Genomic DNA, 25,876 nt, shown 5'->3' on the forward strand with positions numbered 1-25,876 from the left:
CGCGGTGCGCGGACCCGTTCGAGTGACCCTAGTGCAGTTGATCTCCAGTTGATCAAGCCGCACGGTCGACCGTGTGCCGTCAGCCCCGACCGATGTACGGCATGTTCGTCGCCAGCACCGTCGCGAACTGGACGTTCGCCTCCAGCGGCAGCTCCGCCATGTGCCGCACCGTGCGCCCCACGTCCGCGACGTCCATCACCGGCTCTGCCGCCAGTTCCCCGTTCGCCTGCGGGATGCCCCGCTGCATGACCTCCGTCATGTCGGTCGCCGCGTTGCCGATGTCGATCTGGCCGCAGGCGATCCGGTAGGGGCGGCCGTCCAGGGAGAGCGACTTCGTCAGGCCCGTCAGGGCGTGCTTCGTCGTCGTGTACGCGATCGAGCGCGGGCGCGGCGCGTGCGCCGAGATGGAGCCGTTGTTGATGATCCGTCCGCCGTGCGGGTCCTGCTCCTTCATCTGCCGGAACGCCGCCTGGGCGCACAGGAACGCCCCGTTGAGGTTGACGTCGACGACGTGGCGCCACGCGTCGTACTCCAGGTCCTCGATGCCCACGCCGCCGGGGCCGAACGTCCCCGCGTTGTTGAACAGCAGGTCGAGGCGGCCGAAACGGTCCCGGACGGCGGCGAAGAGTGCCGCCACAGCCTCGGCGTCCGACACGTCCGCGCGGACCACGAGGGAGTCGCCGTCCGGCGCGAGGTTCGCGGTCGCCTCCAGCGTCTCCGTGCGGCGGCCCGCGAGCGCCACCCGCCAGCCCGCCCGCAGCAGTTCGAGGGCGACGGCCCGGCCGATGCCGGAACCCGCGCCGGTGACGACGGCGGTGCGCGAAGCGGTGTCCGTTTGCGAAGCGTTCATGAGGCCGCAGCGTACGGGTCGCCGGGCCACGCGGAGATCATCGATCCGCCATGTGGCTGTTGTGTACGTGACAGTCCACGGTCGTCCCGTGCCACTGCAATAACGCTTCATGCCTCACATGCCGCAGCACGCAGCCGAACTCCGCGTCGCCGCCCAGCACTTGGGCCGCAGACGTTTCCTCACCGTCACCGGCGCCGCCGCCGCGCTCGCCTTCGCGACCAACCTGCCGACCGCGGGCACCGCGGCCGCCGCCGAGCTCGACGCCCGGAAGATCAAGAGCGACCCCTTCACCCTCGGCCTCGCCTCCGGCGACCCGCTCCCCGACTCCGTGCTGCTGTGGACGCGGCTCGCCCCGTCCCCGTACGAGACCGGCAGCGGGCTGCCCGCCGCCCGCGTCGAGGTGGCCTGGGAGCTGGCGTTCGACGAGAAGTTCCGGCGCGTCGCGAGGCGTGGCACCGCCACCGCGCACCCCGAGTACAACCACACCGTGCACGTCGAGGTCGACAAGCTCGCCTCCGGGCGCGTGTACTACTACCGCTTCCGCGTGGGGAGTTGGGTGAGCGGGACCGGCCGCACCCGCACCGCGCCCGCCACCAACGCGCGTACGGGAGCGCTCACCCTCGCCGCCGTCTCCTGCCAGGCGTACCACGACGGGTACTACACCGCGTACAAGCACCTGGCGCAGGACGATGTCGACGTCGTCTTCCACCTCGGCGACTATCTCTACGAGTACGCCGTCACCTCCGTCGGCGGCGCCCGGAACTACACCGACCGCGTCCTGCCCGACGTCTTCAACCGGGAGACCATGACGCTGGAGGACTACCGGCTGCGGTACGCCCTCTACAAGTCCGACGAGAACCTGCGCGCCGCGCACGCCGCGCACCCCTTCGTCGTCACCTGGGACGACCACGAGACCGAGAACAACTACGCGGGCGACACCGACGAGAACGGCAACCCGCCCGAGGAGTTCCTGCTGCGCCGCGCCTCCGCGTACCGCGCGTACTGGGAGAACCAGCCGCTGCGCCGCCCCCAGACCCCGAGCGGCCCCGACATGCGGCTCTACCGGCGCCTGCACTGGGGCCGGCTCGCCCAGTTCGACATCCTCGACACCCGCCAGTACCGCACCGACCAGGCCAACGGCGACGGCTGGAAGGCGCCGACGCCCGAGTCCGAGGCCGCCTCGCAGACGCTGCCCGGCGCCACCCAGGAGCGTTGGCTGACCGACGGCTGGCGCGACTCGCGGGCGCTGTGGAACGTGGTGCCGCAGCAGGTCACGTTCGCGCGCCGCGCCAACCCCGCGGGTGACGGCACGCTCTCCATGGACTCCTGGGACGGCTACCCGGCCTCCCGCGAGCGGATCCTCAAGGGCGCCGATGCCGCCCGCGTCGAGAACCTGATGGTCCTCACCGGCGACGTCCACGTCTCGTACGCCATGGACATCAAGCGGGACGCCGACGACCAGGGCTCGCGCACCGTCGGCACCGAGATCGTCACGACGTCGATCACCAGCGGCAAGGACGGCTCCGCGAAGCCGGCCAACTGGGCCGGGTACCTCGCCCGCAACCCGCACATGAAGCACTACAACGGTCAACGTGGCTACGTGACCGTGGAGTTGGGTCAGGAGGCGGCGCGCGCCGACTTCAAGACGGTGTCCGCGGTGACCACGCCGGGGGCGGCCCTCACCACGGCGGCCTCGTTCGTGACGGCCGTGGGAGAGCCGGGCCTCAAGCCCGCGTAGCCGGCCTCAGTCCTTGCCGGGATTCAGTCCTCGCCGGGATAGCGGACGCCGACCCGTTCCCTGACGGCGTCGAGCGTCCGCATCACGGCGAGCGAACCCTCCAGCGGCACCAGCGGCGACTCCGTGTCGCCCGCCCGGACCCGCCGCATCACCTCGATCGCCTCGTGCCGCATGGAGTCGTGCGGCCCGTCCTCCGGCGCCGCCACGAACTCCTCCGGATCCCGCCCGTCCCGGTGCAGCACGAACCGCTCCGGGCAGAAGAACCCGCCCGGCACGTCGATCCGCCCGGCCGACCCGGTGACCGAAGCGGTCACGCCCGTACCGGCGTTGAGCGCGCAGTGCAGCAGCGCGTGGGCGCCGTTGTCCCACGAGAGCAGCATCCCGGTCTGGAGGTCGACGCCCTCCTCGGAGAGCTGCGCGGACGCCGTCACGGCGGCGGGCTCCCCGAGCAGCAGCTGCGCGAACGACACCGGGTACACGCCGAGGTCGAGGAGCGCGCCGCCGCCCTGCGCCGGATCACGCAGCCGGTGCGAGGGCGGGAAGGGTCCCGCGAGGCCGAAGTCGGCCTGCACCGTGCGGACTTCACCGATCGCCCCGTCGTCGACGAGCGCCTTCATCCGCCGCACCAGCGGATTGCAGTACATCCACATGGCCTCCATCAGGAACACGCCCCGCGAGCGCGCGAGCGTCACCAGCTCCGCCGCCTCCCGCGCGTTCAGCGCGAACGCCTTCTCGCACAGCACCGCGCGCCCCGCCTCCAGACAGAGCCCGGCCGCCTCCCGGTGCGCGGCGTGCGGCGTCGCGACGTACACGACATCCACGTCCTCGTCCGCGGCGAGCGAGGCCCAGTCGCCGTACGCCCGCTCGATCCCGAAGCGCTCCGCGAACGCCTTCGCGGAGGCCTCCGTGCGCGAGGCCACCGCCACCACCTCGGCGTCCGGCAGGTCCAGCAGATCGGCCGTGAACGACCCGGCGATCCCTCCCGTCGCGAGGATTCCCCAACGCACCCGCTCTGTCACCGCGTCCCACCCACTCCAGAAATTGGTCTCGACCGCACCACCGAGCTGAGAGCATAGGGAATCGCACAGGTGGCCGGGAGAGGCGAAGGGAAACGAGGGGCAGCGGGATGAAGGACAGCGGATGTTCCACCGGGAGCACCACGGGGGAGGACGCGACCGGTGAGGTCCACGCCGCGACCCCAACGCCCGTTCCCAAGGCGGTGGTCGGGGCCGGCGCGAGCCTCCTCGTCACCTTCATCCTCGGCGGCCTCACCGCGGTACCGCCGCTCTCCATGGACATGTACCTGCCGGCCCTGCCGGAGGTCACCGAGGCCCTGCACACCTCGGCCGCCACCGCCCAGCTCACCCTCACCGCGTGCCTGACCGGCATGGCGCTCGGGCAGCTCGTGGTCGGCCCGATGAGCGACAAGTGGGGCCGGCGCCGACCGCTGATCATCAGCCTGCTGATCTACATCGTGGCCACCGCGATCTGCGCCTTCGCACCGAACGCCACGCTGCTCATCGCCTTCCGGCTGGCGCAGGGCCTCGCCGGCTCGGCGGGCATCGTGATCGCCCGCGCCGTGGTCCGCGACCTCTACGACGGCGTCGCGATGGCCCGCTTCTTCTCGTCCCTCATGCTGATCTCCGGCATCGCCCCGATCATCGCGCCGCTGATCGGCGGCCAGGTGCTGCGGTTCACCGACTGGCGCGGCGTCTTCGTCGTACTGACCGGCATCGGCATCGCGCTCACCGCCGTCGTGTGGAAGTTCCTGCCGGAGACCCTCGCACCCGAGCGGCGGCACAGCGGCGGCACCGCGGAGGCGCTGCGCACGATGCGAGGCCTGCTCGCCGACCGCGTCTTCCTCGGCTACACGCTCGTCGGCGGCTTCGCCTTCGCGGCGCTCTTCGCGTACGTGAGCGCCAGCCCGTTCGTGATCCAGGAGATCTACGGGGCGTCCCCGCAGACGTTCAGCCTCCTCTTCGGGCTCAACTCGATCGGCCTGATCGCCGTCGGCCAGCTCAACGGCAAGGTGCTCGTCGGCCGGGTCAACCTCGACAAGGTGCTCGGCATCGGCCTCACCCTGGTCGTCCTCGCCGCCGCCTTCCTCCTCCTCGCCGCGACCGGCGTCTTCGGGACACCCGAGGAACTCGGCCTCGCCCCCGTCGCCGCCGGCCTCTTCGTCCTCATGGCCTGCATGGCCCTGACCACGCCCAACACCAACGCCCTCGCCCTCATGCGCACCCCGCACGCGGCGGGCTCCGCGTCCGCGCTGCTCGGCACGTCCTCGTTCCTGATCGGCGCGATCGCCTCCCCGCTCGTCGGCATCGCGGGCGAGCACACGGCCGTCCCGATGGCGCTGGTCCAGCTCGTCTGCGGACTCGTCGCCGCGCTCGCCTTCGTGACCCTGTGCCGCCCCTGGCAACAGCGTGCGGCGGGTGAGCAGCGCTGAACGCGCCGAGACTGCGCCACGACACCCCCGAGCGGGCAGGGCTCGACGCCGAGCACCTCGCCGGGCTCGTCTCCGACGTGCGCCGGCTGCCCGAGGGCGCGCGGCCCTGGTGCGCGGGGGTCGTCGCGCTCGCGGGGCGCGGCCCGGTGATCGCGGTGGAGGCGGCGCACGGCTGGGCGGCGCGCTACGCGTCGTACGACGAGGCGACGGACACGGGAATCGAGCTGCCGGCCGAGGCCCGCGTCCCGATGACGGCGGACACCCCCTTCGACCTGGCCTCGCTCACCAAGATCTTCACCTCGATCGCCGCCGTGCAGCAGATCGAGCGCGGCAGACTCGGCATCGACGCGAAGGTCGGCGCCTACGTCCCCGAGTTCACGGCCGCCGCCCGGCACGGCATCACGGTCCGCGAACTGCTCACCCACACCTCGGGCCTGCGCCCCGAACTCCCGCTGTACGACGCCCCGGACGCGACCGCACGCCTGGCCCTCCTGCGCGCGGAGGCGCCGTCCTCCCCACCGGGCGACCACCTCTACTCCGACCTGAACATGCTGCTCCTCCAGCACGTCCTCGAACGGATCACGGACCGCCCCCTCGACGTCCTGATCCGCGAGGGCATCACCCGCCCCCTCGGCATGACCGCCACGTCGTACGGTCCGTGCCCGGACGCCGCCGCCACCGAGGACCAGCGCCGCCCCTGGGCCAAGGCCGACCGGGGCATGCTGCGCGGCGAGGTGCACGACGAGAACGCCTGGGCGGTCGGCGGCGTGGCCGGTCACGCGGGCCTCTTCTCCACGGCGTACGACCTGGCCATCCTGTGCCGCACGCTCCTCACCGGCGGCTCCTACGGCACGGCCCGCATCCTCGGCCCCGACTTCGTCGACCTGATGCTGACCCCGCCCGGCCTCGGGTTCCGCCTCGACCAGTCCTGGTTCATGGGCGAACTGGCGGGGCGCGGCGCGGCGGGCCACACCGGTTTCACGGGAACGTCCCTGGTGATGGACCCGGCGACCGACACCTTCCTGGTCCTGCTCGCCAACACCGTGCACCCGCGCCGCCGGGGCCCGGCGAACGGTCCGCGGGTCGCGGCGGCGAACCGGGTGGCGCGGGCCGTGGTCTGAGGCGGACCCGTAGCCGGCGTCACCACTTCGTAGAATCACGGGGTGAACGCCCCCCTCCAGTCGACCTCCGACACCCTCCGGTCCACCCTCGCCGCGCTCCTCGACGGCCTCCCGCCCACGCAGGCGACGAAGGCCGTCGAGCGGCTCATCGCGAACTACCGGGGGACCACCCCGACCGACGCCCCGATCCTGCGCGAGCGGGCGGACGTCGTGGCGTACGCGGCGTACCGGATGCCGGCCACGTTCGAGGCGGTGCGCTCCGCGCTGCACGCGCTGGACGCCGCGGCCGACTGGCGGCCGACCGGGCACCTGGACATCGGGGGCGGCACCGGCGCGGCCGTGTGGGCGGCGCGGGACGTGTGGCCGGGGGAGCGGACCACGACGGTCGTCGACTGGTCGCAGCCCGCGCTCGACCTCGGCCGCGAACTGGCCGCGTCACAGGGTGACTTGGCGGACTCGGTGCGCTGGGAACGGGGACGGATCGGCGCGCACGACACCCCCGAGGCCGACCTCGTCACCGTCTCGTACGTGCTCAAGGAGCTGACCGAGGGGGACCGCGCGGTGGTCGTCGACGCCGCCGCGCGGGCCGCCACCGGCGCCGTGGTCATCATCGAGCCCGGCACCCCTGACGGCTACGCGCGCGTCATCGAGGCCCGGGACCGGCTCATCGCGGCCGGGTTCCACGTCGCGGCGCCCTGCCCGCACAGTGCCGCCTGTCCCATCGTGCCGGGCACGGACTGGTGCCACTTCTCGGCGCGGGTCGCCCGGTCCTCGCTGCACCGTCAGATCAAGGGCGGCTCCCTCGCGTACGAGGACGAGAAGTTCGCCTACGTCGCGGCGACCCGCTTCGCGCCGGACCCGGCCGCGTCCCGAATCGTCCGCAAACCCCAACTCCGCAAGGGCCAGGTCCTCCTCGACCTCTGCGAGTCCCGGGGGGCCCTGGACCGGATCACGGTGACCAAGCGCCACGGATCCGCTTACCGCGAGGCCCGGAAGGCGGAGTGGGGCGACGCCTTTTAGGCCCCTGCGGCCTCTTCAAGCCCCTGCGGCGATTGAGCAGGCGGCTCCCGGGCCGACGCCTCGGGGCTCCGCCCCGGGCCCCGCTGCTCAATCGCCGCAGGGGCTTGAATGGCTCGATCGCCGCAGGGGCTTGAAGGGCCTGCTCAATCGCCGCAGGGGCTTGAATGGCTCACTCGCCGCCGAAACTAAGCGCGGAGCTCAAGGGTGCAGCACTTGACCGAACCGCCTCCCTTCAGCAGCTCGCCCAGATCCAACCCCACCGGCACAAACCCCCGCTCCCGAAGCCCCCCGAACAACCCCACCGCCCCCTGCGGCAGCAAGACATTCCGGCCGTCCGACACCGCGTTCAGGCCGAAGGCCACCGCATCCGCCTCGGAGGCGATCACCGCGTCGGGGAACATCCGCCGCAGCACCGCCCGGCTCCCGGGCGAGAACGCCGCCGGGTAGTACATGACGGAGTCGTCCGCGTCGTCGAGGACGGCCAGCGCCGTGTCCAGGTGGTAGAAGCGGGGGTCGACCAGGTCGAGGCCGATCACCGGACGGCCGAAGTACTCCTGCGCCTCCGCGTGGGACAGCGGAGAGGCCCGGAAGCCGCGCCCCGCGAGCACGTAGGAGGCGGTGACGGCGAAGTCGCCCTCGCCCTCGTTGACGTGGACGGGCTCGTGGACCTCGGCGTACCCGTGCGCCCGGAACCACTCCAGGTGCGCGGCGGCCTCCGCCTCCCGCTCCCGGTGCGCGAACCGGGCGCCGAGCACCCGGCCGTCCACCACGGTCGCGCCGTTCGCCGCGAACACCATGTCCGGAAGTCCGGGGCGCGGGTCGAGCACCTCGACGGTGTGGCCGAGCCCGCGGTAGCGGTCCCGCAGGTCCTCCCACTGGGCGACCGCGAGCGGAACGTCGACGGGTTTCGCCGGGTCCATCCACGGGTTGATCGAGTACGTGACCTTGAAGTGTGCCGGTGGGCACATGAGATAGCGCCGGGGTGTGGCGCGACGTTCGACAAGGCGCGGATTACGCAATGAGGGCTCCTCACGACCGCAGTGCTGGGTGGAAGCCCATGGTGCGGCCGGAGGGCCCCCCGGGGCTGTGAACCGAACGGGTGGTTCACGGGTGGCCCGGACGTTACGAGACGGACCGTCTCGGCTCGTGCGCTGCTACATTCGAATCATGTCAGCCACGAAGAGCCAGTCGGCGAAGAAGGCCGTCCCCGACGCCACCCGCCGCAGCGAACGTTCCCGCCGCGCGATCTACGACGCCGCCCTCGGCCTCGTAGGAGAGATCGGCTACCCGCGCACCACCATCGAGGGCATCGCCGCCCGCGCCGGTGTCGGCAAGCAGACGATCTACCGGTGGTGGGGCTCGAAGGCCGAGGTCCTGATGGAGGCCTTCATCGACCTCAACGAGCGCAACACGGAGGTCGCCGCCGAGCGGCACCCCGACTACCCGGGCGACCCGGCCGTCCTGCCCGACACCGGCGACATCGAGGCCGACTTCAAGCTGCTCCTGCACGCCACCGTCGACGTGCTCAAGGACCCCGTGTTCGAGGCGCCGGCCCGCGCGCTCGCCGCCGAGGGCCTGGCCGACCGCGCGTTCTCCGAGGAGTTCGTCGCCCGGCTGCTCATGCCGGGACTCGACCTGTACGCCGACCGGCTGCGGGCCGCGCAGGACGCGGGCCAGGTCCGCCCGGAGGTCGACCCGTTGATCGCCCGTGACCTGTTCTCCGGACCGCTGGCACAACGCTGGCTCCAGAACACCGGACCGCTCGACCATGCGTACGCGGACACGATCGTCGAGTACGCCCTCTACGGAATCGGCGGCTCCCGCTCCTAGCCGAGCGCCCTCACACACCCCGGATGTGGACTGTGGCCACCCGAGGCGCAGGATGGTGGGACACTTTTGGTCCAAGGTTCATCCGGACTCGGCACGACAGCAATGGCTCGACGGCGATGGTGAGGGGATTGATGGGCGCGGAGCAGGGTCGCCGATTCGGCGGGCGGAGCGGTACGGCGGGGCGTACGGGCGGCCTGATCTCACGATGGCTGCGGGCCGGGCGCGGCCCGAAGGACACCGCGGCCGCCGACGCGGCCCGCGAGGACCTGCTCTTCGCCGCTGCCGCCGCCGGACTGCCGCTGGCCCCGGCCGCGTACCCCTCCGACTACCGATGTTCGTGCAACCGCGTCGGCTGTCCGACCCCCGGCAGGCACCCCGTCTCCTTCGCCTGGCAGACCCAGTCCACGACGGACCGCGCGCAGATCGAGCGCTGGGCGGGACATCAGCCGCTGGCCAACTTCATCACCGCGACGGGCATGGTCCACGACGTCCTCGACGTCCCGCTGGAGGCCGGGCACGAGGCGCTGGAGCGACTCCTCACCGCCGGGATCGAGGTCGGGCCCGTCGCCGAATCGGGCGGCGACCGCATGCTCTTCTTCACGGCGACCCGTGGGACGCCGGACGAGGAGGACGAGTGGTGGCCCTGCGAGCTGGACTGCCACCCCGAGACGATGGACGAGCACCCCGGGCTGCGGTGGCACTGCCGTGGGTCCTACGTTCTGGTGCCGCCGGCGCGGTTGCCCGGTGAGCGTGAGGTGTTCTGGGTGCGGGGGCCCGAGCATGCGCTTCCCGATCCGCTGACGATGCTGGAGTCGCTGACGGACGCGTGTGCGCGATACGCGGGCGCCGAACCGGACTTCACACCGGCGTGGCCCTGATAAGTCGCCGCGGCACCTCAAGCCCCTGCGGCGATTGAGCAGGCTTTTCAAGCCCCTGCGGCGATTGAGCAGCGGGGTCCAGGGCAGAGCCCCGAGACCGCAACGCCGGGTGACCGTCAGCTGCCCTCGGCGGTCGTGATCCCCTCCACCCGCGACACCACGTGCACCGCCCCCGACGCCCCCGGCGGATCAATCGCCGCCTGCCCCGACACGTACCCGTACATCGCCGACTCCTTGGGCTCGCCCTTCATCAGCGCCTTCACGTCCGACCCGATCGAAGGCAGGTTGCTGCCGGGGAACGCGGTCAGCTTCTCGTAGCGGCGGGTCGTGAAGAAGACGAGGGCGCCGCCGTTCGCGGTGCGCAGGGCCACGGGCGCGTAGTTGCCAGCGGTGAGGGACTCGTCGATGAACTGCGTGGTGAGGCCGGGGCGCGTGCCGATCTTGTCGCGGGTCTGGCGCCAGCGCGTCGTGTGCGGGCCGGGGGCGAAGTCGTCCCCGCCCTTCTTGAGGTAGTGGATGTACTGCTCGCCCATGTCCTTCGGACGCTGCGCGAGACCCGACGCGTCCGGGTCGACGGACTCGCCCAGACCGTCCTTGTCCGTCTTGAACTTGGGGACCGTGCCGTCGCGGAACAGCGACAGGTACGAGACCGCCCACGGCGCGCTCTCGGCGTCCCGGGTGAACACCATGACCCAGCGATAGCCGTCGACCCGGTTGTTGTCCGAGTTCGTCACGAACCAGCGCGGCCAGCCGGCCTTCTTCGGCACCGTGATCCGCGTGTCGGTGAGCTTCAGCGGCGCGTGCTTCGGGTTGCCGTTCGGGTTGAGCGCGCGGCCCGCCTTCAGCTTCGCCGCGTCGATCGCGCCGAGCGCACCGGTGACGTACTTCGCGTCGGCGTCGGAGTCGTACGTCTTGTCCGCCTCGTTGTACGCGTCCACGAACGTGTCGACGGCGCTCGCCGCCTTCGCCTTCGTGGTCGTCGGTACGATCTCCAGCTCGCCGTGCACGGTCACGCACCCGCCCGCGGTGAGGGACAGCACGACCGCGGCCGCGACCGCTGCGACCGGTCGGCCGATCCTGTTCCTGGCCTCGCTCATGACGTTCGATTCACCTTCCGCTCCCCGGCCCCATGCACGCGCCCGAACCCTACCGGGAAGAGGAGGCACGCACTGCCGCGACCCTGCGGGAAAGCAGCCCGGGAGGCGCGAAGAACAGGGCGAGAGTGGGGACAAGGTAGACGAACCAGACGGTGACCTGCAGAACCGTCGGGTCGGGCTGGAAGTTGAAGACGCCCTTCAGGAGCGTGCCGAGCCAGCCGTCGGGGGAGATCGTGGAACTGATGTCGAAGGCCAGGTTGTTCAGGCCTCCGATGAAGTCGGCCTCCTGGAGGTCGTGCACGCCGTACGCGAGGACACCCGCGGCCACGACGACGAGCATGCCGCCGGTCCACGTGAAGAACTTCGCCAGGTTGATGCGGAGCGCGCCCCGGTAGAACAGCCAGCCGAGGACCACCGCGGTGGCCAGCCCGAGCAGCGCGCCGATCACCGGGTCCGTCGTGCCGTTGCTGGTGGCGTGCACCGCCGTCCACACGAACAGGGAGGTCTCCAGGCCCTCACGGCCCACCGCGAGGAACGCCGTGACGACTAGCGCCGCCGTGCCCATTTGCAGGGCGCTGTCCAGCTTGCCGTGCAGCTCCGTCTTCAAGTGCCGGGCTGTGCGCCGCATCCAGAACACCATCCACGTCACCAGGCCGACGGCGATGATCGACAGCGAACCGCCGAGCGCCTCCTGCGCCTTGAACGTCAGTTCCTGCGAGCCGAACTCCAGGCCCGCGCCGAACCCGAGCGACACGAGGACGGCGACGCCGACCCCCGCCCACACCGGCTTCAGGGCGTCCCTGCGCTCCGTCTTCACCAGGTACGCGACGAGGATGCAGACGATCAGGCTGGCTTCCAGGCCCTCGCGCAGCCCGATCAAGTAGTTCGCGAACATCGCTTCTCAGCCTTCCTTCTGCTCGAAGAGGCCGCGGCCCCACCAGTCGCTGCCGTCCCGCACTCCCGGCGGCACCGCGAACACCGCCGAACCGACGTGCTGGATGTACTCGTTGAGCGCGTCGGTCGCGAGGCTGCGCTGCACCGGGATGAACCCCTTGCGCACGTCCTTCTGGTACGCGAGGAAGAACAGGCCCGCGTCGAGCCGGCCGAGTCCGTCCGTGCCGTCGGTGAACGAGTAGCCGCGGCGCAGCAGCGTCGCCCCGTGGTTGGAGTCGGGGTGCGCGAGCCGCACGTGCGCGTCCGGCTTCATCGCCTTCAGGAACGGTTCGTCGCGCTCCTTCGCCTTGCCGACGGGAGCGCCCTCGCCCTTGTCCCGGCCGAACACGTCCTCCTGCTCCAGCAGCGACGTGCGGTCCCAGGTCTCGACGTTCATCCGGATCCGGCGGGCGACCAGATACGAGCCGCCCTTCATCCAGTCGGCACCGTCGCCCGGGGAGTCCACCCACACATGCTTGGCGAGACGGTCCTTCTCGGTGCCCGCGATGTTGCGGGTGCCGTCCTTGAAGCCCATGAGGTTACGGGGCGTCTGCGCGTCCGGCGTCGTCGAGGACGTCTTGCCGAAGCCGAGCTGCGACCAGCGGATGGCGACCTTGCCCATGCCGATCCGGGCGAGGTTGCGGATGGCGTGCACGGCGACCTGCGGGTCGTCCGCGCAGGCCTGCACGCACAGATCGCCGCCGCTGCGGGTCTTCTCCAGGTTCTCGCCGGGGAACTTCGGCAGGTCGACGAGCGCGTCCGGGCGCTGGTCCGCGATGCCGAGGGCCTTGCCGTGCTTCTCGAAGAGGGAGGGCCCGAAGCCGATCGTCAGCGTGAGCCGGGACGGTTGCAGCCCGAGCGCCTCGCCCGTGTCGTCCGGTGGCGCCTCGGCGAGCCCGCCGTACGCGCCCTCGCCGACGGTGCGCCCCTCGGTCATCCGCGCGGCGGCCTTCGTCCAGTCCTTCAGGAGCTGCACGAACTCCTCGCGGTCGGCCGTCTTCACGTCGAACGCCGCGAAGTGCAGCCGGTCCTGCACCGCCGTCGCGATCCCGGCCTGGTGCGCTCCGTGGAAGGGCACCGCGCCGCCCGCCTCACCGGCGGGCTGCATGTCCGAGCCGTCGTCGGACCGGGCCAGGACGACGGCGCCGCCCGCGGCCGCGGCGCCGAGCGCGAGCCCGGCGCCGCCGACGGCGAGCAGGGAACGCCGGGACGGGGAAGGGGAGTTGGAGGTCTCGTCGTCCGTCATGGCGACCCTCTCCTCGTGGTGCGTGTTCACGTGTACGGCTGCTCGGCGAGCGCTACTTGACGACCGCCGCGGCCAGCTGCGACAGCGGCTCCGCCAGCGCGTTGACCGCGTCGGACAGCTCCTTCTGGTCCGCCTTGCCGACCTTGTCGTAGGAGGTGAACCCGTAGCCCTGCTTGCCCTCGCGGTACTTGTCGAGCAGCTTGTCCAGCGCGGCGAACTGCTTGTCCAGCTCCTTGGTCAGCGCGGTGTCGTTCTTCGACGCGACCGGCTCGAGCAGCTCGTACGCCTTCTCGGCGCCCTCGACGTTGGCCTTGAAGTCGACGAGGTCGGTGTGCGAGTAGCGCTCCTCCTCGCCGGTGACCTTGCCGGTGGCGACCTCGTCGAGCAGCTCCTTGGCGCCGTTGGCCATGGAGGTGGGCGTGATCTCCGCCTTGCCGACGCGCTGCTGCCAGTCGTCGAGATCCTTGTCGAGCCGGTCCGCGAGCGCCTTCTCGCTCTTCCCGATCTCCTTGTCCTTCCACAGCGCCTTCTCCAGGCGGTGCCAGCCGGTCCACTTCTGGCCCTCTTCGAGGCCGTCGGCCCGCACGTCGACCTTCGGGTCGATGTCACCGAAGGACTCGGCGACCGGTTCGGTGCGCTCCCAGCCGATACGGGAGGGGGCGTACGCCTTCTTGGCGGCCTCCAGGTCGCCGTCGCGGACGGCGTCGGTGAACGTCTTCACCTTCGGCAGCGTCTCGTCGGCCTGCGCCTGGGTGTACTGGCGGTAGGCGGCGACGGCGTCGTCGAGCTTCGGGTCCCGCTTCGCCGTGGACTTCCCGCCGGTCACCTGCACGTCCTGGCGGTGGCCCTTGCCCTTCATGCCGGGGATGCAGGCGATGCGGTAGTCGCCGCTCTTCACCTCGGCGGTGAGGCTGTGCCGGGTGCCGGGGCCGATGTTCTCGCGCTCGGAGACGATCCGGTCGTCCGGGAAGAGGATCTCGACCTCGGTGACCCGGGACCCCTTGTTCTCGACCGCCAACTCCACGTGCCCCGCGGGGAACTTCTTCTTCGACACCTTGCAACTGTCGTCGTCGGCGGTCACCTTGATCGCACCGGAACCGGCACTCTTGGCGTCGCTCTTCTGCGTGCAGCCCGTGACGGCCGTCAGGGCGGCCACCGCGGCGACGGCGGTGGAAACGGTGAGTCGGGCGGCTCGCATGCGGGCTCCAAGCAGGGGTAACTAAGGCGGACCTAACTTATATGAGGCTTACCTCAGTGCTACCCATGGCCAAGTCAGGGAAGGGTCAAGCGCTGGTCAAGCATCGAGTGTCGCGTGGTTGACTTCCGCCCATGAACGAGTACGGCATCGAGTACGACGTGGTGCGCGTCTTCTGCGCCCCCGGCGGCCGGGAGGGCAACGCGCTGGGCGTCGTCCGCGACGGCTCCCGCCTCCCCGACCGGGACGAGCGACAGGCCTTCGCCGCCGAACTCGGCTTCAGCGAGACGGTCTTCGTCGACGATCCCGAGCGCGGCGTCATCGACATCTACACGCCGACCGCGCGCCTGCCGTTCGCCGGGCACCCCTGCGTCGGCACGGCCTGGCTGCTCGACGTGCCGGAACTCGTCGTGCCCGCGGGTGTCGTCCGGGCGCGCCAGGACGGCGAGTTCAGCTGGATCGAGGCGCGGGCGGAGTGGGTGACCGGTCGTACGTTGCGGCAGTACGGATCCGTCGCGGAGGTGGACGCGCTGCCGGTTCCTCCGGAGGGGGAGTGGGTCTACGCGTGGGCCTGGGAGGACGAGGCGGCGGGGCGGGTTCGCGCCCGCGGGTTCCCTGGCCGGGGTGACGGCATCGTGGAGGACGAGGCGACGGGGGCGGCGGCGCTGGCGCTCACCGCCCACCTCGACCGCGCCCTCAACATCCGCCAGGGCCACGGCTCCCAAATCCTCACGGCCCCCTCGCCGGGAGGTTCGGTCGAGGTGGGCGGCCGGGTCCGCTTCCCCCGCTAACCCCCGGGGCTCCGCCCCGGACCCCGCGCCTCAATCGCCGGCGGGGCTTGATAAATCAAGCCCCGCCGGCGATTGCTCTCTCAAGCCCCCTGGGGGCGGGCGATCTCATCCAGCCCCTGCGGCGGGTGGGCAATTTAAGCCCCTGCGGCGATCGAGCAGCGGGGTCCGGGGCGGAGCCCCGTGGGCGTAACGCCGTCACGGCTCAAAGGATTACGCGGCCGACCGAAACTCCTCGCCCAGCCCCCGAAACACCCCGGTATTCAAGGCGAACGCCGCCTTGCACTCGGCCACCACCCGCTGCTTCTCCAACTCATCCACCGCGATCCCATCCAGCAACTCCCGGTAGCCCCGCTTGAACGCCGCCGGGTTCCCCACCCCCTCGAACACGTAGAACCGCACCCCGTCCCCCTTGCGCGCGAACCCCCACGCCTTCTCCGCCTTGTCGCGGATGATCTGCCCACCCGAGAGATCACCGAGGTAGCGGGTGTAGTGGTGCGCCACATACCCGCCGGGCCAGGAGGCCGCACACTCCGCGACCCGCTCCGCGTACGCCCGCGTCTGCGGCAGCGCGGACACCGTCTCCCGCCAGTCCGGCCCCCGCAGATGCGCGAGGTCGCGCTCCAGCTCGGGCACGCGCAGCAGCTCCGGCCGGAGGAACGGCCCGGCCACCGGATCACCGGCAAGGTGTCGCGCGCCGTCCTCAAGTGCCCGGTAAACGAACCACAGTTGCTCCGTGTACCGCGCGTACGCGTCCACGCCGAGCCGCCCGCCGAGCAGGTCACCCATGAACGTCGACGTCTCCGCCTCCGTGTGCTGTTCATGCGACGCGGTGCGGATCAGGGTGGAGAACGGGGTGTCCATGAGGCCTCCGCCGTAGAGTATTAATTAGGTTAGGCTTGCCTAAGATTATAGCCTTCCCGACACGCTGTCGGTAAAAACCTACCCGGTTCTCCGATCAAGGGAACGTAAACAGAAGAGCCCGCCCCACAAGGGGCGGGCTCGATGCGCGAGAGGTATCGCCCACGGCAGCAACGCCTACGGCAGCGTGAGGACCTCCGTGCCGCTCTCCGTGACGACCAGCGTGTGCTCGAACTGGGCGGTCCGCTTACGGTCCTTCGTGACGACCGTCCAGCCGTCCCCCCACATGTCGTACTCGTACGTGCCGAGCGTGAGCATCGGCTCGATCGTGAACGTCATGCCGGGCTGAATCACGGTCGTGGCCTGCGGGGAGTCGTAATGCGGGACGATCAGGCCGCTGTGGAACGACGAGTTGATGCCGTGCCCGGTGAAGTCGCGCACGACGCCGTACCCGAACCTCTTCGCGTACGACTCGATGACCCGGCCGATGATGTTGATCTGACGCCCCGGCTTGACGGCCTTGATGGCACGGTCGAGGGACTCGCGGGTCCGCTCGACGAGCAGCCGCGACTCCTCGTCGACGTCGCCCACCAGGTACGTGGCGTTGTTGTCGCCGTGCACGCCGCCGATGTACGCGGTGACGTCGAGGTTGATGATGTCGCCGTCCTTGAGGACGGTCGAGTCCGGGATGCCGTGGCAGATGACCTCGTTGACGCTCGTGCACAGCGACTTCTGGAAGCCGCGGTAGCCGAGCGTGGAAGGGTACGCGCCGTGGTCGCACATGTACTCGTGCGCGATCCGGTCCAGCTCGTCCGTGGTGACACCGGGGGCGATCGCCTTCGCCGCCTCCGCCATGGCCCGCGCCGCGATCCGGCCGGCGATCCGCATCGCCTCGACGGTCTCCGGGGTCTGCACCTCGGGGCCCGTGTACGGAGTCGGCGCGGGCTTGCCGACGTACTCGGGGCGCCGGATGTTCCCGGGCACGGAGCGGACGGGGGAGATCTCCCCCGGAACGAGCAGGGTGGGCGAAGCTTGCGACTGGCCAGACATGCCAGCGAGTGTAACGAGCGCGGGTGGGGGAGCATGGCGGGGACGAGAGGAGCCGCCGTGGCGCTGTTCAAGAAGCGAACCGTCGGAAAGCCGGGCGAGTGGTACTACTGCCTGGAGCACAAGAAGGTCGAAGAGGGGCCGGAGTGCCCCAACAAGGACCGTTTCGGCCCCTACGCCTCCCGCGAGGAGGCCCAACACGCGATGGACACCGCGAAGGAACGCAACCTGGAGTGGGAGTCCGACCCCCGCTGGCACGACAAGCCGGACGACAATTCAAACCCCGCCGGCGACTGAGCCGCGTCATTTAAGCCCCTGCGGCGATTGAGCCGCGTCTTTCAGGCCCTTGCGGTGATGGAGGCGCGTCTTTTGAGCCCCCGCGGCGATTGAGGCGCGTCTTTCAACCCCTGCGGCGATTGAGCAGCGGGGTCCGGGGCGGAGCCCCGTGCGGGGGGGGGGGGGCAACACTCACCACCGCGCGGGCGGCGGCGCCGTCAAATGATCGGCCAGCCGGGACAGCCGGTCCCGAAACCCCCGCCGCCCCCGCGGAGCCCCCACCGCGTTCTCCCCCGCCGCCGCACTGACCAAATGCTGCACCGTGTCGATATCGAGATCCGTGTCGACGGGAACGCTCAACCCGTCATGCGCCATGGCCCCGAGCTCACCGCCGGAGGCCCCCGCTTCGAGCGCCAGAATCGTCGCCCCCGCGCGACGCGCATCGTGCACCCGCTCCAGCAACGACGCACCCGGCGAGGACGGCGTGACCACGAGGAGCGTCTCGCCGCGCCGCGCCGCTTCAAGCCGGCCGAGCCCGACGGCCAGATGCGCCGGGTCGTCCGGACGCGCCGCATGCCGGACGAGCGTGGGCGCCAGCTCGGGCACACCGGACCAGGCCGCCTCGTCGACCAGATGGGCCGCCAGATGCCAGGGCTCGTACGTCGGCGTGCCCACGAGGAGGAGCCCGCCGCCGTGCGCGGCGACCGAGGAGCGCAGCGCCCCGGCGAAGCGACGCGTGGCGGACGGCCACTCGGTCCCGGCTAGTACCTCGCGCAGCAGTGCTACTCGTACGGCATCCATGGGGTCGCATGGTGCCTCAAGTGGCCTGCCGGTTCGTCTCGTTCGGTGGAAGTCCGCCCGTACGAGACCTGTACCCCCTGGGTAGGGTCGCCGCATGACCTCTACCGAAAGCAGCCGGAGCGGCCAGAAGGCCCCGGCCAAGGACCCCTGGGACCTGCCCGATGTCTCCGGCCTCGTCGTCGGCGTCCTCGGCGGGACGGGACCGCAGGGCAAGGGCCTCGCCTACCGCTTCGCCCGCGCGGGCCAGAAGGTGATCCTCGGCTCCCGCGCCACCGAGCGCGCGCAGGCCGCCGCCGATGAACTCGGCTTCGGCATCGAGGGCGCCGACAACGCCGAGTGCGCCCGCCGCAGCGACATCGTGATCGTCGCCGTGCCGTGGGACGGCCACGGCGCCACCCTCGAAGCCCTGCGCGAGGACCTCGCGGGCAAGCTCGTCGTCGACTGCGTCAACCCGCTCGGCTTCGACAAGAAGGGCGCGTACGCCCTGAAGCCGGAGGAGGGAAGCGCGGCGCAGCAGGCCGCGGCGCTGCTTCCGGATTCGCGGGTCACGGCCGCCTTCCACCACCTGTCGGCCGTCCTGCTCATCGACCCGGAGGTCGAGGAGATCGACACCGACGTCATGGTCCTCGGCGAGGAGCGCGCCGACGTGGAGCTCGTCCAGGCCCTCGCCGGGCGCGTGGCGGGCATGCGCGGCATCTTCTCGGGCCGGCTCCGCAACGCCCACCAGGTCGAGTCCCTGGTCGCGAACCTCATCTCGGTGAACCGCCGCTACAAGGCGCACGCGGGCCTGCGCGTAACCGACGTATAGGCACGTACGGGGTGCCTTCCGGCGCTCACGGGGCATGGGGGACACTGGTCGGCGTACTACCCGCCGCACCGTCGTCTGGAGCCGACCCCCATGCCCCGCATCGCACTGTTCTCCCTGGTCGTCTGCGCCCTGGCCGTCGCGGCGGCCGTGGTCTCCTTCGTCGAGGGCAGCTTCCTCGGGATCGTGTGGGTGCTCATCGCGGGTGTCACGTCGAACATGTCGTGGTTCTACCTGCGCAGGGCGAAGGCCGAGAAGCAGGCCGCGCAGGCCGAGGCCGCGCCTACTGCGTGAACGTCGGGATCTCCGGGGTGCCCTGCCAGAACTGGTAGAACTCGCGACCCCAGTACGTGTCCCACTCGTGGACGCCGAGCGCGCCGAGCACCCAGTCGACCGCCTCGAAGAACCACTGGTTGATCTCCGGGATCCACAGCACCGCGAACACGGCGAGCAGACCGAACGGCGCGAACGGCTCCACCTGCCGCCGGATCTTGTGCGACAGCCACGGCTCGATCACCCCGTACCCGTCCAGGCCCGGCACCGGAAGGAAGTTCAGGATCGCCGCGGTCACCTGGAGCAGGGCGAGGAATCCGAGCGCGTAACGGAACGTGTCAGGCACTCCGTCCAGCGCGTCCAGCCAGAACGGCGCCGTGCACACGATCGCGAACAGTACGTTCGTCAGCGGCCCGGCCGCCGAGATCAGGCTGTGCCGCCAGCGCCCCCGGATCCGGCCCCGCTCGATGAAGACGGCGCCGCCGGGCAGGCCGATCCCGCCCATGATCACGAAGAGCACGGGCAGCACGATGCTGAGCAGGGCGTGCGTGTACTTCAGCGGGTTCAGGGTCAGATAGCCCTTCGCGCCGATCGAGATGTCGCCGCTGTGCAGGGCCGTGCGCGCGTGCGCGTACTCGTGCAGACAGAGCGAGACGACCCAGGCGCCCGTCACGAACAGGAACACCGCGAAGCCCGGCTGGGACGCGAAGTCCGTCCACACCGCCCAGCCGGCCACCGCCGTGATCGCGGCGATGCCGAGGAAGACGGGGCTGATCCTGTTGTCGCCGCGGCGTGCGGTGGCGGTGGTCATGGGGTGGGACTCCCGGGGCTGACTGGTCGGCTGGCTCACCGAACGTACTCGCTGTATGCGGGAAACGTGTCGCGGTACTGCGGGAGTTCCGGACAAGGTAGGGGCATGACGAAGCCCAGGCAGGTACCGGGCGCGGTGGCCGAGCGGCAGCGGGGACAATAGGTCCGTGCGCTACCGCATCCTCGGCACCACGCAAGCACTCCGCGACGACGGCACGGCCGTCCCGGTCGGCGGGGCACGCCTCCGCGCGCTCCTCACGGTGCTGGCCCTGCGGCCCGGCCGCGCCGTACCCGTCGCGTTCCTCGTCGACGAAGTGTGGGGCGAGGAACCGCCCGCGGATGCGGCGGGTGCGTTGCAGGCGCTCGTCGGGCGGTTGCGCAGGGCCCTGGGGGCGGAGGTGATCACCTCGTCCGACGGCGGGTACCGGCTCGCGGCCTCCGCGGACGACGTCGACCTGTTCCGCTTCGAGCGGCTGACCGCCGACGGCGCGAGGGCCTTCGCGGACGGGGATCCGGCGAAGGCGGTCGACCTCCTCGACGATGCGCTCGGGTTGTGGCGGGGGCCGGTCCTCGCCGATCTTCCGGACCGGGTGGCGGAGGGGGCGCGTTGGGACGCGCGGCATGTGGACGCGCGGCGGACGCGTCTCGCGGCGTGTCTGGACCTGGGCCGTGCGCACGAGGTCCTGCCGGAGGTGACGTCGCTGTGTGACGCGTATCCGTTGGACGAGTCGTTGCAGGTGTTGCGCCTGCGGGCGTTGCGCTCCGCGGGGAGGGGGGCGGAGGCGTTGGTGGCGTACGAGGTGGTGCGGCGGGAGTTGGCGGATGCGCTTGGTGCGGATCCGGGGCCGGAACTTCGGGCGCTGCACGAGGAGTTGTTGACCCCGACCGCCCCGACCGCCCCGACCGCCCCGACCGCCCCGACGCCACGGGGCTCCGCCCCGGACCCGCCTCAATCGCCGGCGGGGCTTGAAAGGCCTGCCCAATCGTCGGCCGGGCTGGAAAGGCCTGCTCAATCGCCGCAGGGGCTTGATGGGGCCCACCCGCCGCAGGCGCAGGCGCAGGGGCTTGGGGCGTCCGGTGCTGCTGCCGTCGCCTTGGGCAGTCTGCCGCCTGGGGCGGCAGGGTGGGCAAGGCGGCCCGCGGTGCCGCGTAACGGGGATACGGCCTCCGCCCCGGGGAACCTCAGGGCCCGGCTGACCTCGTTCGTGGGCAGGGACGGCGACCTCGACGCCATCCGGGCCGACCTCGGCCGCGTGCGGCTGGTCACGTTGCTCGGGCCGGGCGGCGCAGGCAAGACGCGGCTGTCGCAGGAGGCCGCCGAGGGGCTCGGTACCGCCCCGGACGGGGTGTGGCTCGCGGAGCTCGCCCCGGTCAGCGACCCCGCCGCCGTACCGGAGGCGGTCGTCGGCGCCCTCGGGGCCCGCGAAACCGTGCTGCGCGGCGCCGGCGCCGAAGAACTCCGCGTCGCGGGCGAGCGCCAGGGCGACGACCCCCTCGTACGCCTCGTGGAGCACTGCGAGAACCGCCGTCTCCTGCTGATCCTCGACAACTGCGAGCACGTCATCGAGGCCGCCGCCGCCCTCGCGGAGGACCTCCTCGCCCACTGCCCCGGCGTTACGATCCTCGCCACGAGCCGCGAACCCCTCGGCGTACCGGGCGAGTTGCTGTACCCGGTGGAACCGCTCCCGGAGCCGTACGCGCTGCGGCTGTTCGGGGAGCGCGGCCGGGCCGTTCGTCCCGGGTTCGCCCCGGAGCAGGACCCGGAAGCCGTAGGTGAGATCTGTCGGCGCCTCGACGGGCTTCCGCTCGCCATCGAACTCGCCGCCGCCCGGCTCCGGATGCTCACGCCCCGCCAGATCGCCGACCGCCTCGACGACCGCTTCCGCCTCCTCACCTCCGGCGCCCGCACCGCCCTGCCCCGCCAGCAGACGCTCCGCGCGGTCGTCGACTGGTCGTGGGAGCTGCTCGACGTGCCGGAGCGTGCCACCCTCGCCCGCCTCTCCGTGTTCAGCGGCGGCTGCGACCTGTCCGCCGCCGAGGCGGTCTGCGGCCCGGACGCGCTTGACGCCCTGGCCTCCCTTGTCGACAAGTCGCTCGTGGTCGCCGCCCCGGAGGAGGGCAGCGGCGACATGCGCTACCGGCTCCTCGAAACCGTCTCCGAGTACGCGGGCGACCGCCTCGACGAGTCCGGGGAGCGCGCCGCCGCCGAGCGCGCCCACCTCACGTACTACCGCGAACTCGCCCGCACCACCGACCCGTTGCTCCGCGGCAGCGGCCAGCGCGCGGCCATCGCCCGGATCGAGCGGGACTACGAGAACCTCCGGACCGCTCTGCGGCACGCCGTCGCGGCCCGTGACGAGCAGGAGGCGTTCAGCCTCGTCCTGTCCCTGACCTGGTTCTGGCAGATGCGGGACCTGCGCGTCGACGCCCGTACGTGGACGGGGGAGGCCGCGGCGCTCGGCCCCGACCCGTTCGCCGGGCCCGGCAGCCCCGCCCCGCCGATCTTCGAGCGCTGCACCGACACCCCGCCCCCGCTGACCGGCGAGCTCTTCGAAGAGGCGCGCCGCCAGGTCCACCTGTGCCGGCTCGGCTACATGGACATGGAGATGGACCACTGGCAGACGGAGCGGGGCCAGGACCGGCTGCGCGCCGTCATCGAGACCTACCACCCCGACCTCCCGCAGGCCTGCCGCCCGCCCGGCAACATCTGGTACTTCGCCGTCCTGATGACCGGCGACATGGACCAGCTGCAGGAGCTCGCCGCGGTGTCCGCGCGGACCTGCCGCGAGCTCGGCTACGACTGGGAGCTGGCGCTCGTCCTCCAGATGCGGGCCAACGTGTTCGCCAACCGCAGTGACTGGGCCGAGGAAGGGCTCACGTTCGCCGACGAGTCGCTGGAGCTGTTCAGTCGGCTCGGTGACGAGTGGGGAACGGCCGAGGCGCTGTCCGCGCGCGGCGAGGCGTACGAGAAGCTCGGCGACTTCGAGGGTGCCGCCGCCGACTACACGCGCGCCCGTGAGGTCGCGTACAGCATGGGCGCCCACTCCCAGGCTGCGATCCTCCAGGTCAGGCTCGGCCAGGCGCGTATCGAGCAGGGGGACATCGAGGAGGGCGAGGCGCTGCTGTGGGACTCGCTGGAGGACGGGCGCCGGCACACCAACGAGTCCCGGCCCGCCGCCCGCCTCTTCCTCGTGTCCCATCTCGCGTTCACCGGTCGCACTGTCGAGGCCCGTGAGCAACTGGCCCTGCTGCGCGCCGAGTTCAGGGTGGCGCAGATCGGGTTCTTCCACGGCATGACCGTCGGCATGGAGGCGATGATCGACGCCGTCGACGGGCACACCGAGGACGCCGTCGAGAATGTACGGCGCTGCCTCGCCATCGCGCGGGACCCGCTGTCCGCGCTCGTCATGCCGCAACTGTTGGGGCTGCATCTGTGCACGGCGTCCCGGGCCCTCGCCCAACGGGGCAGGGAAGGCGACGCGGTGGCCGCCGCCCGGCTCATGGGCGCGGCCGACGCGGCGATGCCCGAGGGCCACAAGCCGGCCGTACTCGAACGCAATTGGCGCGCGGCCGCCGCGGCGCAGACCCGCGCGCTGCTCGACGAGGCGACGTACGAACGGGCATACGCAGAGGGCGGTGGCCTCTCCTTGGAGGAGGCCACCGCCCTGCTGGACGACTGACGACTGACGCGAAGCGACGGGGTCGCCCGGCCCCGTTCTGCGCGGTCTCAGCTCTTCGTGGTGAACTTACGGATCGCGATCGGCGCCATGACGGCGGTGAGAAGCGCCGTCCACCCGAGGGTCACCCACAGGTCGTGGGCGACGGGGCCGCCGGTCATCATCCCGCGGCAGGTGTCCGCGAGCGCCGAGATCGGGTTCCAGTCGGTGAAGCCCTGCAGCCAGCCCGGCATCGACTGGGTCGGCGCGAAGATCGAGGAGCCGAACTGCAGCGGCATCATCACGAGGAAGCCCATGGCCTGCACGGCCTGCGCGCTCTTCATGACCACGCCGAGCGTCAGGAAGATCCACATGATGGCGGAGCCGAACAGCGCGGTCAGGCCGATGGCGCCGAACAGACCGGCCCAGTTGGTGATGTCGAAGCCGACGAGCAGCGCGACGATCATCAGGACCACGGTGGCGACGAGGAGCCGCAGCATCTCCACGACCACTTTGGCCATCAGCACCGAGCCGCGGCCGATGGGCAGGGACCGGAAGCGGTCCATGATGCCCTTCTGGAAGTCCTCGTTGAAGCCGGTGCCGACGCCCTGCGCGATGTTCATGGACATCATCGCGACCATGCCGGGGATCACGTACTGGACGTACGCGTCCTGGCCGCCGCCCATCGCGGAGCCGATCGAGCCGCCGAAGACGTACACGAACAGGAGGGTGAAGATGACCGGCATGAGGACCGCGTCGAACATCGACTCCGGGTCGTTGCGGATCCACAGCAGGTTGCGGCGGATCAGCGCGCCGGTGTGCCGCAGATGGCCGCGCAGGCCGATCTTGGGGTCGGCCTCGACGGTGATCGTGGGGACCGTGGTGGGGGAGAGGGATTCAGAAGGGGCGCCGCGCAGCGGCTCGTTGAGGGTGGCGGTGGGAGACGGGTGGGAACTCATACGGCGGCCTCGTGGAGTTCGGGCCTGGCGTCCTCCGGGGCGGAGGCCTTGTGGCCGGTGATGGACAGGAACACCTCGTCCAGGCTGGGGAGTTCGGTGGTGATGGAGCCGATCGTGATGCCCCGCGCGGTGACCGCGCCCACCACGGCGGTGAGCTGCTCGTCACTGAGCACGGGAACCAGGACGGACCCGGACTGGGTGTCCACGGTGGAGGTGGCGAGGCCCGTGAGCCCCATGTCGTCCATCGCGTGCGCCAGCGGACGCAGCTCCCGCGGGTCGGCCGGACGGATCCGCAGGGTGCGGCCGCCGACCTTCGCCTTGAGCTCCTCGATGCCGCCACGCGCGATGACCTTGCCGTGGTCGACGACGGTGAGCTCGGAGGCCAGCTCCTCGGCCTCGTCCATGTACTGCGTGGTGAGCAGGACGGTCACGCCGTCCTTGACCATGTTCTGCACCTCTTCCCACACCTCGTTACGGGTACGGGGGTCGAGCCCGGTCGTCGGCTCGTCCAGGTACAGGACGTGCGGGCGGCCGATCATCGACGCCGCAAGGTCGAGGCGGCGGCGCATACCGCCGGAGTACGTCTTCGCGGGCCGGCCGGCCGCGTCGGTCAGCGAGAACCGCTCCAGGAGGGCGTCGGCGCGGGCCTTCGCCTCCTTCCTGGACAGGTCGAGCAGCCGCCCGATCATGTACAGGTTCTCGCGTCCTGAGATCTTCTCGTCGACCGAGGCGTACTGGCCGGTGAGGCCGATCACGCGGCGCAGTTGGCGGGGCTGGTGCACGGCGTCGTAGCCCGCGACTATCGCGGTGCCGGAGTCGGGGGTGATCAGGGTGGACAGGCAGCGGACGAGGGTGGTCTTGCCGGCGCCGTTCGGCCCGAGGACACCCATCACGGTGCCCTCGTGCACGTCCAGGTCCACGCCGTCCAGGGCCTTGGTCTCGCCGTAGTGCTTGACCAGTCCCCTTACGGATACGGCGACCGGCCGGTCGCTCACGGGGTTCTTGTCGATTCGCGTCATGCCCTCAAGCTGTCACCCCCCACCGACAACCCACCGACATCCGACCGACAGGTGGCGGCCGCCGCCGATATATCGCCGAAAGCTCCCTCCCCACCCCGCCCCTCCCTGAAAGTCCTGCCGGACGGGCCTGCTCAATCGCCGCAGGGGCTACAAACAGTCCTGCCGGACGGGCCGCCTCAATCGCCGGCGGGGCTTGATCATCAAGCCCCGCCGGCGATTGAGGC

At 71.2% G+C, this 25,876-nt stretch carries 24 protein-coding genes; 11 read left to right on the plus strand and 13 right to left on the minus strand.

Features of this window, described 5'->3' with window-relative positions; translation table 11 throughout:
* Positions 1 to 79: 79 nt before the first annotated feature.
* Entirely contained in the window at positions 80 to 850 is a 771-nt protein-coding gene (locus ACWD2L_RS33600; RefSeq protein WP_351337873.1) for an SDR family oxidoreductase, read from the minus strand.
* 109 nt (positions 851 to 959) lie between these two features.
* On the opposite strand from ACWD2L_RS33600, the gene ACWD2L_RS33605 reads away from it, so the two are divergent.
* Positions 960 to 2,588, plus strand: a complete 1,629-nt coding sequence (locus ACWD2L_RS33605) for an alkaline phosphatase D family protein (RefSeq protein WP_351337870.1) — start codon at positions 960 to 962, stop codon at positions 2,586 to 2,588.
* 23 nt (positions 2,589 to 2,611) lie between these two features.
* On the opposite strand, the gene ACWD2L_RS33610 is transcribed toward ACWD2L_RS33605, so the two are convergent.
* Positions 2,612 to 3,607: a Gfo/Idh/MocA family protein gene (locus ACWD2L_RS33610; RefSeq protein WP_351337867.1), complete on the minus strand. Its 996-nt coding sequence runs from the start codon at positions 3,605 to 3,607 to the stop codon at positions 2,612 to 2,614.
* 107 nt (positions 3,608 to 3,714) lie between these two features.
* On the opposite strand from ACWD2L_RS33610, the gene ACWD2L_RS33615 reads away from it, so the two are divergent.
* From ACWD2L_RS33615 to ACWD2L_RS33625, 3 genes are read left to right on the plus strand one after another with little or no spacing between them, the layout of a single operon-like run.
* Entirely contained in the window at positions 3,715 to 5,037 is a 1,323-nt protein-coding gene (locus ACWD2L_RS33615) for a multidrug effflux MFS transporter (RefSeq protein ID WP_351337864.1), read from the plus strand.
* Complete coding sequence (locus ACWD2L_RS33620; RefSeq protein ID WP_351337979.1) at positions 5,034 to 6,158, plus strand: serine hydrolase domain-containing protein; 1,125 nt, start codon at positions 5,034 to 5,036, stop codon at positions 6,156 to 6,158. Before ACWD2L_RS33615 ends, ACWD2L_RS33620 begins: the two co-directional genes overlap by 4 nt.
* 42 nt (positions 6,159 to 6,200) lie before the next feature.
* Entirely contained in the window at positions 6,201 to 7,178 is a 978-nt protein-coding gene (locus ACWD2L_RS33625) for a small ribosomal subunit Rsm22 family protein (RefSeq protein WP_351337861.1), read from the plus strand.
* Positions 7,179 to 7,363: 185 nt separating this feature from the next.
* On the opposite strand, the gene ddaH is transcribed toward ACWD2L_RS33625, so the two are convergent.
* A complete protein-coding gene (gene ddaH, locus ACWD2L_RS33630; protein ID WP_351345528.1) occupies positions 7,364 to 8,197 on the minus strand; it encodes a dimethylargininase in 834 nt (277 codons plus the stop codon).
* Between the two features lie 148 nt (positions 8,198 to 8,345).
* On the opposite strand from ddaH, the gene ACWD2L_RS33635 reads away from it, so the two are divergent.
* Entirely contained in the window at positions 8,346 to 9,008 is a 663-nt protein-coding gene (locus tag ACWD2L_RS33635) for a TetR/AcrR family transcriptional regulator (RefSeq protein ID WP_351345525.1), read from the plus strand.
* A gap of 131 nt (positions 9,009 to 9,139) precedes the next feature.
* Positions 9,140 to 9,886 (plus strand): bifunctional DNA primase/polymerase, encoded by a 747-nt coding sequence (locus tag ACWD2L_RS33640; RefSeq protein ID WP_351345522.1) that lies wholly within the window; start codon positions 9,140 to 9,142, stop codon positions 9,884 to 9,886.
* Between the two features lie 116 nt (positions 9,887 to 10,002).
* Here ACWD2L_RS33640 and ACWD2L_RS33645 read toward each other — a convergent pair whose 3' ends face one another.
* From ACWD2L_RS33645 to efeO, 4 genes are read right to left on the minus strand one after another with little or no spacing between them, the layout of a single operon-like run.
* Entirely contained in the window at positions 10,003 to 10,983 is a 981-nt protein-coding gene (locus ACWD2L_RS33645; RefSeq protein WP_351345519.1) for a hypothetical protein, read from the minus strand.
* A gap of 49 nt (positions 10,984 to 11,032) precedes the next feature.
* Positions 11,033 to 11,878 carry an iron uptake transporter permease EfeU gene (efeU, locus tag ACWD2L_RS33650; RefSeq protein WP_351345516.1) on the minus strand — a complete coding sequence of 282 codons (846 nt, stop codon included), beginning with the start codon at positions 11,876 to 11,878 and terminating at the stop codon, positions 11,033 to 11,035.
* 6 nt (positions 11,879 to 11,884) lie between these two features.
* Positions 11,885 to 13,162 carry an iron uptake transporter deferrochelatase/peroxidase subunit gene (efeB, locus tag ACWD2L_RS33655; protein ID WP_351345513.1) on the minus strand — a complete coding sequence of 426 codons (1,278 nt, stop codon included), beginning with the start codon at positions 13,160 to 13,162 and terminating at the stop codon, positions 11,885 to 11,887.
* Between the two features lie 52 nt (positions 13,163 to 13,214).
* Positions 13,215 to 14,360, minus strand: a complete 1,146-nt coding sequence (gene efeO, locus ACWD2L_RS33660; protein WP_351345510.1) for an iron uptake system protein EfeO — start codon at positions 14,358 to 14,360, stop codon at positions 13,215 to 13,217.
* Between the two features lie 131 nt (positions 14,361 to 14,491).
* On the opposite strand from efeO, the gene ACWD2L_RS33665 reads away from it, so the two are divergent.
* Entirely contained in the window at positions 14,492 to 15,148 is a 657-nt protein-coding gene (locus ACWD2L_RS33665) for a PhzF family phenazine biosynthesis protein (RefSeq protein ID WP_351345507.1), read from the plus strand.
* 210 nt (positions 15,149 to 15,358) lie between these two features.
* Here the strand turns inward: ACWD2L_RS33665 and ACWD2L_RS33670 are convergent, their stop codons facing one another.
* Together ACWD2L_RS33670 and map are read right to left on the minus strand one after the other, a co-directional pair.
* Entirely contained in the window at positions 15,359 to 16,009 is a 651-nt protein-coding gene (locus tag ACWD2L_RS33670) for a biliverdin-producing heme oxygenase (RefSeq protein ID WP_351345038.1), read from the minus strand.
* A gap of 174 nt (positions 16,010 to 16,183) precedes the next feature.
* On the minus strand, positions 16,184 to 17,056 hold the full coding sequence (map, locus tag ACWD2L_RS33675) for a type I methionyl aminopeptidase (RefSeq protein WP_351345041.1): 873 nt from the start codon (positions 17,054 to 17,056) through the stop codon (positions 16,184 to 16,186).
* 57 nt (positions 17,057 to 17,113) lie between these two features.
* On the opposite strand from map, the gene ACWD2L_RS33680 reads away from it, so the two are divergent.
* Positions 17,114 to 17,350, plus strand: coding sequence for a hypothetical protein (locus tag ACWD2L_RS33680; protein WP_351345064.1), 237 nt, complete (start codon positions 17,114 to 17,116; stop codon positions 17,348 to 17,350).
* A 171-nt stretch (positions 17,351 to 17,521) separates the two neighbouring features.
* On the opposite strand, the gene ACWD2L_RS33685 is transcribed toward ACWD2L_RS33680, so the two are convergent.
* Positions 17,522 to 18,130, minus strand: coding sequence for a phosphoheptose isomerase family protein (locus ACWD2L_RS33685; RefSeq protein ID WP_351345044.1), 609 nt, complete (start codon positions 18,128 to 18,130; stop codon positions 17,522 to 17,524).
* Between the two features lie 94 nt (positions 18,131 to 18,224).
* On the opposite strand from ACWD2L_RS33685, the gene npdG reads away from it, so the two are divergent.
* Positions 18,225 to 18,938 (plus strand): NADPH-dependent F420 reductase, encoded by a 714-nt coding sequence (gene npdG / locus ACWD2L_RS33690; protein WP_351345047.1) that lies wholly within the window; start codon positions 18,225 to 18,227, stop codon positions 18,936 to 18,938.
* 90 nt (positions 18,939 to 19,028) lie between these two features.
* Positions 19,029 to 19,229 (plus strand): hypothetical protein, encoded by a 201-nt coding sequence (locus ACWD2L_RS33695; RefSeq protein WP_351345050.1) that lies wholly within the window; start codon positions 19,029 to 19,031, stop codon positions 19,227 to 19,229.
* Here ACWD2L_RS33695 and ACWD2L_RS33700 read toward each other — a convergent pair.
* Positions 19,219 to 20,019, minus strand: coding sequence for a site-2 protease family protein (locus tag ACWD2L_RS33700; RefSeq protein ID WP_351345053.1), 801 nt, complete (start codon positions 20,017 to 20,019; stop codon positions 19,219 to 19,221). The two genes, ACWD2L_RS33695 and ACWD2L_RS33700, sit on opposite strands and share 11 nt — an antisense overlap.
* Before the next feature lie 166 nt (positions 20,020 to 20,185).
* Between ACWD2L_RS33700 and ACWD2L_RS33705 the strand changes: the two genes are divergently transcribed.
* Positions 20,186 to 23,698: an AfsR/SARP family transcriptional regulator gene (locus tag ACWD2L_RS33705; protein WP_351345056.1), complete on the plus strand. Its 3,513-nt coding sequence runs from the start codon at positions 20,186 to 20,188 to the stop codon at positions 23,696 to 23,698.
* A gap of 47 nt (positions 23,699 to 23,745) precedes the next feature.
* Here ACWD2L_RS33705 and ACWD2L_RS33710 read toward each other — a convergent pair whose 3' ends face one another.
* A complete protein-coding gene (locus ACWD2L_RS33710) occupies positions 23,746 to 24,633 on the minus strand; it encodes an ABC transporter permease (RefSeq protein ID WP_351345059.1) in 888 nt (295 codons plus the stop codon).
* Positions 24,630 to 25,652: an ATP-binding cassette domain-containing protein gene (locus ACWD2L_RS33715; protein WP_351345062.1), complete on the minus strand. Its 1,023-nt coding sequence runs from the start codon at positions 25,650 to 25,652 to the stop codon at positions 24,630 to 24,632. Before ACWD2L_RS33715 ends, ACWD2L_RS33710 begins: the two co-directional genes overlap by 4 nt.
* Positions 25,653 to 25,876 lie beyond the last annotated feature (224 nt).

It is taken from the genome of Streptomyces sp. NPDC002754 (genome assembly GCF_053592315.1).

Bases quoted from the DNA above. Each gene is read 5' to 3' on its own strand.
- ACWD2L_RS33600 (WP_351337873.1), bottom strand. From the start codon at position 850: ATGAACGCTTCGCAAACGGACACCGCTTCGCGCACCGCCGTCGTCACC.
- ACWD2L_RS33605 (WP_351337870.1), top strand. From the start codon at position 960: ATGCCTCACATGCCGCAGCACGCAGCCGAACTCCGCGTCGCCGCCCAG.
- ACWD2L_RS33615 (WP_351337864.1), top strand. From the start codon at position 3,715: ATGAAGGACAGCGGATGTTCCACCGGGAGCACCACGGGGGAGGACGCG.
- ACWD2L_RS33635 (WP_351345525.1), top strand. From the start codon at position 8,346: ATGTCAGCCACGAAGAGCCAGTCGGCGAAGAAGGCCGTCCCCGACGCC.
- ACWD2L_RS33640 (WP_351345522.1), top strand. From the start codon at position 9,140: ATGGGCGCGGAGCAGGGTCGCCGATTCGGCGGGCGGAGCGGTACGGCG.
- ACWD2L_RS33645 (WP_351345519.1), bottom strand. From the start codon at position 10,983: ATGAGCGAGGCCAGGAACAGGATCGGCCGACCGGTCGCAGCGGTCGCG.
- efeU (WP_351345516.1), bottom strand. From the start codon at position 11,878: ATGTTCGCGAACTACTTGATCGGGCTGCGCGAGGGCCTGGAAGCCAGC.
- efeB (WP_351345513.1), bottom strand. From the start codon at position 13,162: ATGACGGACGACGAGACCTCCAACTCCCCTTCCCCGTCCCGGCGTTCC.
- efeO (WP_351345510.1), bottom strand. From the start codon at position 14,360: ATGCGAGCCGCCCGACTCACCGTTTCCACCGCCGTCGCCGCGGTGGCC.
- ACWD2L_RS33665 (WP_351345507.1), top strand. From the start codon at position 14,492: ATGAACGAGTACGGCATCGAGTACGACGTGGTGCGCGTCTTCTGCGCC.
- ACWD2L_RS33670 (WP_351345038.1), bottom strand. From the start codon at position 16,009: ATGGACACCCCGTTCTCCACCCTGATCCGCACCGCGTCGCATGAACAG.
- map (WP_351345041.1), bottom strand. From the start codon at position 17,056: ATGTCTGGCCAGTCGCAAGCTTCGCCCACCCTGCTCGTTCCGGGGGAG.
- ACWD2L_RS33685 (WP_351345044.1), bottom strand. From the start codon at position 18,130: ATGGATGCCGTACGAGTAGCACTGCTGCGCGAGGTACTAGCCGGGACC.
- npdG (WP_351345047.1), top strand. From the start codon at position 18,225: ATGACCTCTACCGAAAGCAGCCGGAGCGGCCAGAAGGCCCCGGCCAAG.
- ACWD2L_RS33695 (WP_351345050.1), top strand. From the start codon at position 19,029: ATGCCCCGCATCGCACTGTTCTCCCTGGTCGTCTGCGCCCTGGCCGTC.
- ACWD2L_RS33700 (WP_351345053.1), bottom strand. From the start codon at position 20,019: ATGACCACCGCCACCGCACGCCGCGGCGACAACAGGATCAGCCCCGTC.
- ACWD2L_RS33710 (WP_351345059.1), bottom strand. From the start codon at position 24,633: ATGAGTTCCCACCCGTCTCCCACCGCCACCCTCAACGAGCCGCTGCGC.
- ACWD2L_RS33715 (WP_351345062.1), bottom strand. From the start codon at position 25,652: ATGACGCGAATCGACAAGAACCCCGTGAGCGACCGGCCGGTCGCCGTA.